Here is an 11,845-nt window from a genome sequence, read left to right on the forward strand (position 1 = left end):
GCCAATATGGGACCCGGCGGCCCGCTGGGCCGCCGGCACCTCAGGCCTCAGGCTTGGCGAGCGGCAGCAGACATTTGTCGGAATCGCACCCGGCCGGGCCGGCTTCGATCAGCTCGCCGCGGTCGTACTTCTGCAGCGCCAGGAAGAAGTCGGCGCAGACACGTCGCTGCTCGACCTCAGCGACCAGGCGGGCGTAGGTGGCCTGATCGATCGGCTCAAAGGGCAACCGCGGGAAGGTGGCATTGGCATCGAAGCGGGCCAGGAGCGCCGCCGAGATGTAGCCCTCGCCATTCTCGATGGCGTGGTGGATCGCGGCGGCCAGGGGCTCGATCTCATGCTCGCGGAATTCCACAGTCGCCGAGGTGTTGTGGGTGGTGTAGTACCGCTGCACCTGCATGTAGAAATCGAACTGGGCCAGGGCGGAGAAGTTGTTGATCTCCACCCGGTCGGCCCCGGGCAGGTTGGCCCAGCTCACCTCGGTGGGAATCTCCACCAGCCACTCGGTGCAGCGCGGATCGAAGGGATCATTCAGCAGCCGCCCCTGCTCGTCCTTGTCCGACTGGGACGGAACGATCGCATAGCCGTACTCCATGCAGGCGAGGGCCACCGGATCGTTCTTGCGGAAGGTGATGCGGCGGATGAAGCGCTGGGCCTTGGGGGGATGCCAGCCGGGGCTGGCGCCGGTGAGCAGGCTCTTGGTGCCGGCCGGCTGCACGGTGGTGCAGCGGTTGGGACGACGCATGCCGTGGCGGTCGCAGTAGTCCCACACCGCCTCATGCACCCAGTCCTTCCAGCGGGACAGGTAGGCCGCCTCCTGCTGGCGGAACGCCCGGCCCTCCTCGCTGTCGGGACGACCCGCCTCCCACCACTGCAGCCAGGGGGTGCCGAAGGCGTGGACAAAGAAGTCGAACAGGCCGGTGAAGCTGACCCCGACGATCGGATCCCAGGCCCGGCTGCGGCGGTAGCGCTCGACCTCAAAGCGGTGGTTCAGCAGGCAGGCCACCGCCAGACCGCCTGCTTTGAAGGCATCCTCTTGGGCCTGGTGGTCGGTGGGGTCGATCCGATTGAGATGGATCTCCGCCAGGTTGCAGTGGAAATCGGCCCCCAGAATCTCGCCGCAGGGATTGAGGCCGTAACGTCCGAGCCGGTGTTCCAGCTCGTCGGCGCCGATCTCCGGATGGTGCAGCTGCAGCCAGCGGCCGGCTTCCTCCCGGCCCTGGTCGCAATAGATGCCGATGAACTCGGTGCGCAGCTCGGGAGTGGTCAGCAGGTCGGCGTTGGAGCGGGCGATCGCCTCGGGGGCGAACTGGATGGCCCCCTCGCCCGACTGGAACTGCTTGGTGACCGCTTCCAGCACCACCTCGCGGCTGGGGCGCACGTGAAAAACGCGGGTGTGGTTGGCCATGCGCAGGGCGTCGCGCTCCGGATCGATGCGCCAATTCCCCTGCGCGTCCTGCTGCCAGAGGTTCTCCTTGGCACCGAGGGCGGAATCGTCATCGGCGCAGAACTGGCGCATGCCGGCACTGCGGCGGATGTTGCCGGCCACGATCGTGACCGCCGCCTCATCAATCAGCAGACAGCACTCCACCGAGGTGAGCTGGCGCCCGATGGCCTTGTTGAGGATTTGGGCGACGCGGCCATAGAGATCCTTCAACTTGACCGGGTTGGCCATGCCGCCGAAGCCCTTGAGGGTTTCCCCCACCGGACGCACGTCCGAGAGATCCACCGAGACGTGTACGGGGCCCTCGAAGCGCTCGTCGCTGCAGAGGTTGAGCAGCAGGCGATAGCTCTCCACCCAGCCGGCGCGGGTGTCGCCGACGCGGACGCTGACGTGATGGCCGTCGATCTGGTGGGTGGTCTGCTGCTGGCGGGAGCCGATCGGCGTCAGGCCGATATCGGTCACACCGTCGATGACGAGGGTGTTGCGCACCTTCGGCAGCCGGCTGATCAGATGGGGCTCGATGATGGCGCCGGTGCCGCAGCCCATCATCGCCAGATCCATCATCAGGGCGAAGGCTTCCCAGTCCACCAGGTTGGTGGAGGTGCAGTTGTAGGCGCCGGAGAAGTTCTCGGGTTGCTCGATCCACTCGGTGCCGCCGATCCACAGCCAGCGGCCGGAGGGCAGGGCCATCTGGTGGCGCTGCATGCGCCGGATCAGCTCCACCTCGGAGGTGTCCAGGGAGCCGAGCACCCGCAGACCCTCCAGGTTGCGCTCGGCCACCTCGTGCCAGCTCTCCCGGCCACCGCTGGCGGTCTTGCGGCTGTAGGTCCGGTAGAAGACCGGGTAAGCGGCCGGAGCGGTGACCGGAAAATCCGCCGCCGGCCCCGGGCTCGCGTCGCCGCCGGCAGAGGGTGCCCCGACCGATGTCGCCCCGGCCGATGGGGCCGCCGTGGTGGGGGTGGCTGGACGGGCAGCGGAAAGGGTCACGGGGGGTACGGCCGGATCGTGTTGCGCACCATAACGCCACCTGTAGGGTCTGCAACGCTCACCCGCCACCAGCCACGGTGCCCGGGCCGCCCCAGGGGATGCTGGAGCGATGGAGCGGATCTGCGAACCCGAGCTGATGGACGAGCCGCTGCAGGCCCAGGCCTATGCGGCGGCGGACTTCTCCAGCGGAGACCGGGCGGTGCTGGAGCGGATCGACGCCGTGCTCGGCCCCAGGGGCGTGGGGGAGGGTGAGGGGCTGAGCGTCGTCGATCTGGGCTGCGGACCGGGCAACATCACCTTTCTGCTGGCCGGTCGCTGGCCCGAGGCCGACGTGCTGGGCATCGACGGCTCCGCCGCCATGCTGGCCATCGCCGAGAGGCGAAGGCTGGCGGATCCGGACGCCCATCGCCACGTGCGCTTCCGGCGACTCGTCCTGCCCAGCCCGCGGCTGGCGGGACCCTGCACCGCCGTGGTCAGCAACAGCCTGCTGCACCATCTCCATGATCCCGGCGTGTTCTGGGGGGCCGTCAAGCAGCTCGCGGGGCCGGACACCTGCCTCTATGTGCGCGACCTGCGCCGGCCGGCGACCGCCGCGGAGCTGGAGGCCCTGGTGGCACGCCACGCGGGCGCGGCGCAGGCGGTGCTGCGACGGGACTACGCCCATTCGCTGCGGGCGGCCTTCACCTGCGCCGAGGTCAGCGAGCAGCTGGCGGCCGCCGGACTGGAGGGGCTGCAGGTGCGGGAGGTGGACGACCGCTATCTGGAGATCCACGGCCCCATCCCGCCTGGCAGGCTGGCCCCATGACCAGCCGACCCCCTTCCGTCCCCGTACCGGACACCGACGCCGCGGCCCTGGCGGCGGCGGTGAGCCGGCGCCGCAACTTCGCGATCATTTCCCACCCCGACGCGGGCAAGACGACCCTCACCGAGAAGCTGCTGCTCTACGGCGGGGCCATTCAGCAGGCCGGGGCGGTGAAGGCCAAGGGGGAGCAGCGCAAGGTGACCTCCGACTGGATGGAGCTGGAGAAGCAGCGCGGCATCTCGATCACCTCCACCGTGCTCCAGTTCGACTACGCCGGCAGCACGGTCAACCTGCTCGACACCCCCGGCCACCAGGACTTCTCGGAGGACACCTACCGGACCCTGGCCGCCGCCGATAACGCCGTGATGCTGGTGGATGCGGCCAAGGGCCTGGAGCCCCAGACCCGCAAGCTGTTCGAGGTCTGCCGGATGCGGCGGATTCCGATCTTCACCTTCGTCAACAAGATGGACCGGCCGGGGCGCGAACCCCTGGAGCTGATCGACGAGATCGAGCAGGAGCTGGGGCTGGCCTGCTGGCCGGTGAACTGGCCGATCGGCAGCGGCGACCGCTTCCGCGGCGTCATCGACCGGCGCTCCCAGGATCTGCTGCTGTTCGAGCGGGCCGAACGGGGCCGCCAGAGCCTGGAGCGGCGCCTGGCCCCCGGCGATCCCGATCGGGCCGGGCTCGTGGAGGCGGAGCTGCTGGAGCTGGCCCAGGAGGAACTGGAGCTGGTGGAGGGGGCCGGCGCGGCTCTGGATCTGGAGCGGGTGCACGCCGGTGAGCTGAGCCCGGTGTTCTTCGGTTCGGCGATGACCAACTTCGGGGTGCGCCCCTTCCTCGATGCCTTCCTGGAGCTGGCCCAGCCGCCGGTGGCCCGGGAGAGCGACCAGGGGCCGGTGGATCCGCTGCGGCCCGAGTTCAGCGGCTTCGTGTTCAAGCTGCAGGCCAACATGGACCCCCGCCACCGCGACCGGGTCGCCTTCGTGCGGGTGTGCAGCGGCCGCTTCGAGAAGGACATGAGCGTGCGCCATGCCCGCAGCGGCCGCACCATCCGCCTGTCCCGGCCCCAGAAGCTGTTCGGCCAGGACCGGGAGGTGGTGGAGGACGCCTACCCCGGCGATGTGATCGGCCTCAACAACCCCGGCATGTTCGCCATCGGTGACACCCTCTACACCGGGGCGCGGGTGGAATACGAGGGGATTCCCTGCTTCAGCCCGGAGATCTTCGCCTGGCTGCGCAACCCCAACCCTTCGGCGTTCAAGAGCTTCCGCAAGGGGGTGAACGAGCTGCGGGAGGAGGGCGCCGTGCAGGTGCTGTACGACACCGACCCCAGCAAGCGGGATCCGATCCTGGCGGCGGTGGGCCAGCTGCAGCTGGAGGTGGTGCAGTACCGGCTGGAGAACGAATACGGCGTCACCAGCCGGCTCGAACCGCTGGAATTCAGTGTCGCCCGCTGGGTGAGCGGCGGCTGGCCGGCGCTGGAACGGGTGGGACGCCTGTTCAACTGCAAGACGGTCCGCGACGCCTGGGACCGCCCCGTGCTGCTGTTCCGCAACGACTGGAATCTGCACCAGCTGCAGGAGGACCACCCCGACCTGGAGCTGCACGGGGTGGCGCCGGTGGTGAGCGGTGTGGAGCCGATCGCCCTCTGAATCCGGGGGCTTGGGCGCCGGCCCGGGGGAATCCCCTCCCTCGCGCCAGGCGGTTGGAGGGGGCAGAATGAAGCAACAATTCGTCACGCCGCAACGGACGGTCACTGCGATGCCTCGATCCGTGACGCCATCCCCGCTCTGGCTCGTGCGTCCCCGCAGCGACGGGGGCAGTGATTACGTCAGCTTCCAGCCCTCCCAGGGGGCCGTGGAGATGCGAGAAGGCAGCCACCTGCCGCCCCAGATGCCCCTGCTGAAGCGGCGCCGCTCCCTGGCCATCGAGGAAGCCGAAGCCTGCCGGCGCCGTCTGCAACAGGAAGCCGGATATCACCGCAGTGAACCGCTTTTTTAGCCTTGGCTCGATACGCTCGGTGGTATGAACCAAGGATCCGACCAGACCCAGCCGGCCCCTGACGCCTCCGACCCGTACGAGCGGCTGGGCGTCGCCCCGGATGCCTCCTTCGACACGGTCCAGGAGGCCAAGCTGGCTCGGCTGAAGGAGGCCGGTGACGATCCGATGGTGCGCTCCCGCATCGAGGCGGCCTACGACGCCGTGTTGATGGATCGGCTCAAGGAACGCCAGCAGGGTCGGGTCAGCAGTGCCGCCCGCTCCGCCTCCCAGCGGGAACAGGCCTCACCACCGCCGAGTCGCCCGGCCCTTTCGGCCCTGCCGAGCCTGCCCCAGCTTCCCCCCTCCCGCCTGCCCCGTCCCAGTTTCTCCCTGCCCCGGCTGCAGCCGGCCAGCGGCCGGGAGCTCTGGTTTCCGCTGGCCGCCGACGGCGTCCTTCTCGTGCTGCTGGTGCTGATGCCCGAGGCGGCCCCCGAACTGCTGACGGCCCTGGCCACCGGCGTCACCCTGCTCAACCTGCAGCGGCGTAACGGCCGCTTCCTGGCCGCGGTGGGCTGGTCCTTCGCCCTCCTCTGCCTGGGCCTGATCCTCGGCGGCCTGCTGGCCGGTGGGCTGGGGCCCGCCGTGGGCTCGGCCCTGCCGGTCTCCACCCTCCAGCTGCAGAGTATCCCCGCCATCCTGCTGCTATTGCTCGGAGCCCTCCTGATCGCCTGAGCGCAGCTCAGGCGACCGCGGCCAGCTCGTCGATCAGCTCCTGCAGCTCGGGGGCCTCCACCCGGTAGACCTCACTGCAGAAATGGCAGGTGAGTTCCGCCTGGCCGTCCTCGTCCAGCATGGCGCTGAGCTCATCGCGGCCCAGGAGCCGCAGGGCGCTGACGCTGCGGTGACGGCTGCAGGGGCAGTGGAAACGCACCGCCTGCTCGATCGGCGCCGCCTCGAGGGGCTGGGGATCGAGGTCCGGAAAGATGTCCTCGAACAGGGCGTGGAGCTGGTGGGCATTTGCGGCGAGCCGATCACTGAACCCGGTGATCTCCCGGCAGCGCTCCTCCAGCAGGGCCACCAGGGCCGGCTCCCGTGCCGCCTTCGGCAGCACCTGCACCAGCACCCCACCCGCGCTGCGCACCCCGGAGCTGTCGATCGTCTCGCCCACGAACAGGGCCGAAGGGGTCTGCTCGGAGTGGAGCAGGTAGGAGGCCACGTCCTCGCCGATCCCACCGCTCACCAGCTCCACGGTGCTGCTGAAGGGTTCCCCCTGGCCCCGGTCCCGCACCACGTGCAGGTAGCCGGTGCCGGTGGCGCGGCGGAAGTCGAAGCGGTGGCCGCCGGCGGCGTCGGGGAGGAGATCGAGCTCCAGGTCCGGCCGGCCCACGTAGCCCCGCACGGTGCCGTCCCGGCCCGCATCCACCATCAGACCGCGCAGGGGCCCATCGGACTGGATGCGCAGATTCACCCGTCCGTGGGCCACCTTCATCGAGCTGGCCAGGAGCAGCCCCGCGGTCATGGCGCGTCCCAGCAGGGCGGTGGTGAGAAAGGAGAGCCCGTGGCGATCGCTGGCCATGCGGCTGGCGGCGGTGGTGGTGACCGCCACCATGCGGATGCCGCCCCCGGCGCCGGTGGCCCGCAGCAGGCTGTCCCCCATCAAGCTGTCCCCACCATCAGCCCGTCATCGTAAGGAGGCGGATCGGGGGGCCTCCAGGGGGCCCAGGCTGCCCCCCTCCAGGCGCCAGCCGTGGTCGATGACGCCGCGGAACAGCTCGGGTTCGTGGGTCACCACCAGCAGGGCCCGTTCCCGGGCCAGCTCCCCCAGCAGCTGCAGCACCTCCTCCCGCACGGTCCAGTCGAGACCGGCGGTGGGTTCATCCAGCAGCAGCACCCGGGCATCGCGCACCAGCTGCACCGCCAGGGCCAGACGCCGCTGCTGGCCGCCGCTGAGCCGCTCGGGAGCCTGCTGCAGGGAGAGGTGGCCGAGACCCACCTGCTCCAGCACCGCCTCAGCCTTCTCGGCGGTGAGACGCCGGTGTCCCAGCTTCAGCTCCTGACCCACCGTCAGACCGAGAAAATGGCGTTCCGGGAACTGGAACACCAGCCCGCACAGCCAGCGGCGCTGGCGGCTGCTGAGGACCTCCCCCTGCCAGAGGATGCGGCCGGCTTCGGCTTCGGCCAGGCCGCAGAGCACCTCCAGCAGGGTGGTCTTGCCGCTGCCGCTGCGGCCGGCCACCAGGGCCGGGGCACCCACCGCCAGCTGCAGGGACACATCCCGCAGCACCGGCGCCGCCGCCGTGGCCGGGTGGTAGCGCAGACCGATGACGTCGAGCATCCCACCAGCATGCCGTCCGCCCCTGCGACCGGGGAGCGCCCGGGCGCCCATGCCCGGGAACGTGTTGGATGGGGGGACACGCGCGCCGTCTCCCCCCTCCCCATGGATGTCCGATTTCGCGAGGTGGATCCGTTCAACTGCTGGATCTGGCTGCACTTCGCCGACCAGCCCGGCGCGGCCGAGCGGGGCTACGTCGAGACGGCCTTCGACAGCTGGTTCTTCCTCGGCAAGCTGGGCGGCTTCAACGCCGAGAACCTGCAGACCCACGAGGGGGGGGTGGACCTGGGCTGGCTCCCCTACGACACTGAATCCGCCGAACGCTGTCTGCCGGCCCTGATGCACAACATGGGGCCGATGGAGTACCAGGACGACTGGGCCCGCTGCTGGGTCGACCTGGGCACCAGCGATGCCCTGGCCCTCGATGTGCTGATCAACGCCCTGCGCCAGCTGGACAACGACGTGCTCGAGATCACCGAGCTGGTGATCGGCGGCCTCAACGAGGACTGGCCGATCGACGAGGAGCCCGAAAGCCCCTTCTCCGGGGACTGATGGGGCGGGAGCTGCGCCGGCTGCTGATATCCCCGGAGCGGATCGCCGCCCTGGCGACCGGGGACCCGAGCCAGGCCCGGCTGGCCCTCGAGCCCCAGGAACGCCACTACCTGGAGCGGGTGCTGCGCTATCGCCCCGGCGATCGCCTGGCCCTGGTGGACGGCGTCGGCGGGCTGTGGACGGCGGTGCTCGACACCGAGCGGGGCCTGCGGCTGGAGCAGGACCCCTGTGCACCCCTGCAGCGGCAGGCGTCGGTGGGGCCGCCCCTGGAGCTCGCCATGGCCGTGCCCCGGCGGGAGGCGGATCTGGTCTGGCGCATGGCCACCGAACTGGGCGCCGACCGGCTTCAGCCCCTGCTGGCCGAGCGGGCCGCCCCGGGGGAGCGCTGTCCCCTCGAGCGCTGGCAGGCGATCGTGCGGGAGGCCACCGAGCAGTGCGAGCGGCTGTGGCACCCGGTGCTGGCCGCGCCCCAGCCGGCCGGGGAGTGGCTGGCCCGGCCCACGGCCGGCATCGCCCTGCTGGCCACCACCCGGCGGGAGGGGCTGCCCCTCTGCAGCCAGCGGCTGCGGGAGCTGGTGGACGGCACGGGCGCGGGAGAGAGCAACGCGGACCCGGCGGCCGGAATCCGGCTGGCGATCGGCCCGGAAGGGGGCTGGAGCCCCCGGGAGGAGGAGCGGGCCGAAGCGGCCGGCTGGCAGCCGGTGAGCCTGGGGCCCACGATCCTGCGCACGGCCACGGCCGCGGTGGCTGGCCTGGCCCTGCTGGCCGACTGGCGGGCGCTCAGGAGCGCATCATGCCGGCCGCCATCTCTTTGAACACGGCCAGGTTGGCCCCGGGGGTGCGGCGCTTCATCGGGGTGGCTCCGCCGGCGGTGACGCAGTCGGGGGCGAAGGTGGCCATCGACGGGGCCGGCCGCAGGGCCTCGGCGGCGGCCAGCTCGGCCGCGATCGCCTCGGCGGTGGTGAGGCCCGAAACGGGCTGGGGGGTGGCCTCCGCAGCCGCGGAAGCGGCGGGGGTCGACGCCGGCTTGGCCTCGGCCGTCTCGGCAGCGGCCTTCGGGGCGGGCTTGGACTCGGCCCGGGGGGGCGCCACCACCGCCGGGGGCTGGTTGCCTTCGCCGCCGCCCAGATCGAGGAAGAACTTGGGTCGCTTGAAGACCATTCGGTGCACCGCCGGATGGAGCGATTATCCGCCGAAGCCGGCGCCCCGCTGCGCCTGGCTTAGATCTGTGCAACACAACGGGCCCCCGCCATGCTGCCGCTGTCGCCCCAGGACCCCCTGCACTGGCTGGCGGCCCTGGCGATCAACGGGCTGCTGATCAGCCTGGCCCAGCGGCTGCCCCTGCTCACCCCGGCGGGCTGGGTCCATGCCGGGGTGCTGGGCACCCTGCTGTGGGGAAGCCTGGGCTGGCGTGGCTGGCTGGCGGTGGTGGTGTATCTCGCCCTGGGCAGCGGCGTGACGAAGCTGGGGTTCCGGCGCAAGCGGGAGCTGGGCCTGGCGGAAGGCCGGGAGGGCCGGCGCGGGCCGGAGAACGTCTGGGGCTCCGCCCTGGTAGGGACGGTGCTGGCCCTGCTCGCCTGCCGGGCACCGGCGGCCAGCCAGCCCCTGCTGCTGGCCGGCTTCGCCGCCAGCTTCGCCGCCAAGCTCGCCGACACCTTCGGCAGCGAGATCGGCAAGCGCTGGGGCCGACACACCGTGCTGATCACCAGTCTGCGGCCGGTGCCCCCCGGCACCGAGGGGGCCATCAGCCTGGAGGGCACCGCCGCCAGCCTGCTGGGCAGCGCCCTGATGACCCTGGCGATGGTGGCCCTGGGTGTGATCCGCGGCTGGCCGCTGGCGGCCCTGGTGGGCGGTGTCGGGCTGGTGGCCACCCTGGCCGAGAGCGTGGTGGGCGCCAGCCTGCAGCGTCACTGGCGCTGGCTGACCAACGAGGTGGTCAACGGGCTCCAGACCCTGCTGGCGGCCCTGCTGGCGATGGCGCTGGTGGCGTGGCTGCTGCCGGCGTCGGGCTGAGATCCCCCTGGCGCCAGGCGAGGGCGGCGCGCCTGAGGCGATCAAGGGCGGCGTCATGACGGCGCTGGGCCTGACGGGCCGGGATCCCCAGCTGCCGGCCCAGCTCCACCCAGGTGCAGCCCCCATCGAGGCGGCCCACCAGCAGCTGCCGCTCCCGGGGATCGAGATCGGCCAGCTGGCGCCGCAGCCACAGGCGCTCGGCGCCGCGGGGGTCGCACGGGGCCTCCAGCGGGTCCTCGGCGACCGGGCCGGTGGGAGCAGCCAGCAGATCCAGCAGGCAGCTGGGCGCCTCAAGCTCGCCGACCCCTGGGCCGAGGGGCGCATCCAGGCTGCGCACCGCGGCGGTCCGGCGGATCGCCAGGGCCTCCTCGAGCCGGGCCGGATCGCAGGCCAGCCGATCGGCGAGGGCGGCGGGCGACAGCGGGTCGAGGCCCTGGCGGCGGCGCCCCTCCTGCAGGGCGAGCACCTGCTGGTGCAGATCCCACAGGGGCCGTGGCGGACGCACCAGGGGCTGGCGGTCCCGCCGCTCGCGGCGCATCGCCCCCTGGATATACGGCACAGCAAAGCTGCTGAGGCTGACGTTGCGGTCGGGATCGAAAGCCTCGACGGCCTTGATCAGGCCGAGGCTGCCCACCTGGGCCAGGTCCTCGAAGGCCAGGCCGGCGTCGGCGCCCTGGCGGCCGGCGATCGAGAAGACGAGCGGCAGGTTGTCCTCCACCAGCAGGTTCCGCCAGCGGAGCCGGGTGGCCGGATCGGTGGCGTCGGCGTAGGCCCTGAGCCGGCGGCGGTTGCGGGTGCGGCGATCCACGATCGCCTCGGGAATCTCCCGGCAGCCGGGACAGAGATCCGGCGCCGGCAGCCGGCGGGTGCTCAGCACCACGGGTGCCGGAGGCGGGGGCGAGGGGGGCGGGGGGCGATCCATGGCAGAAGGCACGGGGGTCCGTTTCTTCAGGGTCGCCGTTGGCCCTCGGCGGCGGTTCACCCCACCGAGGGAGTTCCTTTCACCCGAACGGGTGATGCCGGCGGCACCGGCATGGGGAACAGTGGCCGCTGGAGCCATGCCTCAGAAGCCGGCCGTCACGCTGCTGTGGGGATCGAGCCCGGCCCACTCCAGCAGGGCGCCCCAGCTGCGCAGGCGCCGGTAGAGCTGGCCGTGGCCGTCGCTGTTGAGGTGCAGGCCGTCGCTGCACAGGCACTGCAGCCAGTGGGGGTCGGCCAGCAGGCCATCCAGCAGCGGCAGGAAGGGCACGTCGGCCTCCATGCAGGCCTCCTCCAGCAGGCCCTCATAGCGGCGCACCGTGGCCAGGTCGTACCAGAGCATCTCGGCGAAGGGCATGACGACCTCATCCACCGGCGTCAGCCCCAGCACGAACACCGGGGCGATGGACGTCAGCCGGGGCAGCAGCTGCCGCAGGCCGAACAGGAACGCGTCGGGGGCCAGCTGGTGGCGGCCGTCGGGCCGCCCCACCCGGGCCGTGTCGTTCAGGCCGATCGACAGCAGGATCCCCTGGGGCCGCTGGCGGCGCAGTTCACCCCGGCTGGTCACCTCCGCCTCGGCACGGGCCGCCAGCCGCTCCAGCCCATCCCCCCGCACCCCCAGGCCGTAGAGCACCGGGCCCTGGGGCAGCTCCATCCAGTGCCGCCGCAGGCGCTCGCACCAGCCGCCCTGCTCGGGGTCGCCCCAGCCGTAGACGCCGCTGTCGCCCAGCACCACCAGCTTCTTCGGCACCGGCATCGG

General features: G+C 71.7%; 13 protein-coding genes. 7 read left to right on the forward strand and 6 right to left on the reverse strand.

Annotated features, from left to right (window positions below; translation table 11 throughout):
* Nucleotides 1-40: 40 nt before the first annotated feature.
* Nucleotides 41-2,428: a ribonucleoside-triphosphate reductase, adenosylcobalamin-dependent gene (gene nrdJ, locus KBZ08_RS03895; RefSeq protein ID WP_254971474.1), complete on the reverse strand. Its 2,388-nt coding sequence runs from the start codon at nt 2,426-2,428 to the stop codon at nt 41-43.
* Nucleotides 2,429-2,537: 109 nt separating this feature from the next.
* Between nrdJ and KBZ08_RS03900 the strand changes: the two genes are divergently transcribed.
* From KBZ08_RS03900 to KBZ08_RS03915, 4 genes are all read left to right on the forward strand, one after another.
* The gene (locus tag KBZ08_RS03900; RefSeq protein WP_254971475.1) at nt 2,538-3,233 is read left to right on the forward strand and encodes a class I SAM-dependent methyltransferase; all 696 of its coding nucleotides are present in this window, start codon (nt 2,538-2,540) and stop codon (nt 3,231-3,233) included.
* The gene (locus KBZ08_RS03905; protein WP_254971477.1) at nt 3,230-4,882 is read left to right on the forward strand and encodes a peptide chain release factor 3; all 1,653 of its coding nucleotides are present in this window, start codon (nt 3,230-3,232) and stop codon (nt 4,880-4,882) included. Before KBZ08_RS03900 ends, KBZ08_RS03905 begins: the two co-directional genes overlap by 4 nt.
* 109 nt (nt 4,883-4,991) lie before the next feature.
* Nucleotides 4,992-5,231, forward strand: coding sequence for a hypothetical protein (locus KBZ08_RS03910; protein WP_106220086.1), 240 nt, complete (start codon nt 4,992-4,994; stop codon nt 5,229-5,231).
* A 24-nt stretch (nt 5,232-5,255) separates the two neighbouring features.
* Nucleotides 5,256-5,942 (forward strand): CPP1-like family protein, encoded by a 687-nt coding sequence (locus tag KBZ08_RS03915; protein WP_254971479.1) that lies wholly within the window; start codon nt 5,256-5,258, stop codon nt 5,940-5,942.
* A gap of 7 nt (nt 5,943-5,949) precedes the next feature.
* On the opposite strand, the gene hslO is transcribed toward KBZ08_RS03915, so the two are convergent.
* Both hslO and KBZ08_RS03925 read right to left on the reverse strand, forming a co-directional pair.
* Nucleotides 5,950-6,867, reverse strand: a complete 918-nt coding sequence (gene hslO, locus KBZ08_RS03920) for an Hsp33 family molecular chaperone HslO (RefSeq protein ID WP_106220088.1) — start codon at nt 6,865-6,867, stop codon at nt 5,950-5,952.
* A gap of 24 nt (nt 6,868-6,891) precedes the next feature.
* Complete coding sequence (locus KBZ08_RS03925) at nt 6,892-7,545, reverse strand: ABC transporter ATP-binding protein (RefSeq protein WP_254971482.1); 654 nt, start codon at nt 7,543-7,545, stop codon at nt 6,892-6,894.
* Nucleotides 7,546-7,647: 102 nt separating this feature from the next.
* On the opposite strand from KBZ08_RS03925, the gene KBZ08_RS03930 reads away from it, so the two are divergent.
* Both KBZ08_RS03930 and KBZ08_RS03935 read left to right on the forward strand, forming a co-directional pair.
* The gene (locus tag KBZ08_RS03930; protein ID WP_106220090.1) at nt 7,648-8,094 is read left to right on the forward strand and encodes a DUF3531 family protein; all 447 of its coding nucleotides are present in this window, start codon (nt 7,648-7,650) and stop codon (nt 8,092-8,094) included.
* Complete coding sequence (locus KBZ08_RS03935; RefSeq protein WP_254971485.1) at nt 8,094-8,909, forward strand: 16S rRNA (uracil(1498)-N(3))-methyltransferase; 816 nt, start codon at nt 8,094-8,096, stop codon at nt 8,907-8,909. Before KBZ08_RS03930 ends, KBZ08_RS03935 begins: the two co-directional genes overlap by 1 nt.
* Here KBZ08_RS03935 and KBZ08_RS03940 read toward each other — a convergent pair.
* Nucleotides 8,875-9,255, reverse strand: coding sequence for a hypothetical protein (locus KBZ08_RS03940; RefSeq protein WP_254971487.1), 381 nt, complete (start codon nt 9,253-9,255; stop codon nt 8,875-8,877). The genes KBZ08_RS03935 and KBZ08_RS03940 overlap by 35 nt on opposite strands.
* A 90-nt stretch (nt 9,256-9,345) precedes the next feature.
* Between KBZ08_RS03940 and KBZ08_RS03945 the strand changes: the two genes are divergently transcribed.
* Complete coding sequence (locus tag KBZ08_RS03945) at nt 9,346-10,107, forward strand: TIGR00297 family protein (protein WP_254971489.1); 762 nt, start codon at nt 9,346-9,348, stop codon at nt 10,105-10,107.
* Here KBZ08_RS03945 and KBZ08_RS03950 read toward each other — a convergent pair.
* Complete coding sequence (locus KBZ08_RS03950; RefSeq protein WP_254971491.1) at nt 10,031-11,029, reverse strand: sigma-70 family RNA polymerase sigma factor; 999 nt, start codon at nt 11,027-11,029, stop codon at nt 10,031-10,033. The genes KBZ08_RS03945 and KBZ08_RS03950 overlap by 77 nt on opposite strands.
* A gap of 141 nt (nt 11,030-11,170) precedes the next feature.
* Nucleotides 11,171-11,842: a GDSL-type esterase/lipase family protein gene (locus KBZ08_RS03955; RefSeq protein WP_106220095.1), complete on the reverse strand. Its 672-nt coding sequence runs from the start codon at nt 11,840-11,842 to the stop codon at nt 11,171-11,173.
* Nucleotides 11,843-11,845 lie beyond the last annotated feature (3 nt).

This window comes from Cyanobium sp. Candia 9D4, from assembly GCF_024346155.1.
GTDB lineage: Bacteria > Cyanobacteriota > Cyanobacteriia > PCC-6307 > Cyanobiaceae > Cyanobium > Cyanobium minutissimum.

What these genes read in the sequence shown, in the direction of transcription:
- KBZ08_RS03900 (WP_254971475.1), top strand. Translation starts at nt 2,538, where the DNA reads ATGGAGCGGATCTGCGAACCCGAGCTGATGGACGAGCCGCTGCAGGCC.
- KBZ08_RS03905 (WP_254971477.1), top strand. Translation starts at nt 3,230, where the DNA reads ATGACCAGCCGACCCCCTTCCGTCCCCGTACCGGACACCGACGCCGCG.
- KBZ08_RS03910 (WP_106220086.1), top strand. Translation starts at nt 4,992, where the DNA reads ATGCCTCGATCCGTGACGCCATCCCCGCTCTGGCTCGTGCGTCCCCGC.
- KBZ08_RS03915 (WP_254971479.1), top strand. Translation starts at nt 5,256, where the DNA reads ATGAACCAAGGATCCGACCAGACCCAGCCGGCCCCTGACGCCTCCGAC.
- hslO (WP_106220088.1), bottom strand. Translation starts at nt 6,867, where the DNA reads ATGGGGGACAGCCTGCTGCGGGCCACCGGCGCCGGGGGCGGCATCCGC.
- KBZ08_RS03925 (WP_254971482.1), bottom strand. Translation starts at nt 7,545, where the DNA reads ATGCTCGACGTCATCGGTCTGCGCTACCACCCGGCCACGGCGGCGGCG.
- KBZ08_RS03930 (WP_106220090.1), top strand. Translation starts at nt 7,648, where the DNA reads ATGGATGTCCGATTTCGCGAGGTGGATCCGTTCAACTGCTGGATCTGG.
- KBZ08_RS03935 (WP_254971485.1), top strand. Translation starts at nt 8,094, where the DNA reads ATGGGGCGGGAGCTGCGCCGGCTGCTGATATCCCCGGAGCGGATCGCC.
- KBZ08_RS03940 (WP_254971487.1), bottom strand. Translation starts at nt 9,255, where the DNA reads ATGGTCTTCAAGCGACCCAAGTTCTTCCTCGATCTGGGCGGCGGCGAA.
- KBZ08_RS03945 (WP_254971489.1), top strand. Translation starts at nt 9,346, where the DNA reads ATGCTGCCGCTGTCGCCCCAGGACCCCCTGCACTGGCTGGCGGCCCTG.
- KBZ08_RS03950 (WP_254971491.1), bottom strand. Translation starts at nt 11,029, where the DNA reads ATGGATCGCCCCCCGCCCCCCTCGCCCCCGCCTCCGGCACCCGTGGTG.
- KBZ08_RS03955 (WP_106220095.1), bottom strand. Translation starts at nt 11,842, where the DNA reads ATGCCGGTGCCGAAGAAGCTGGTGGTGCTGGGCGACAGCGGCGTCTAC.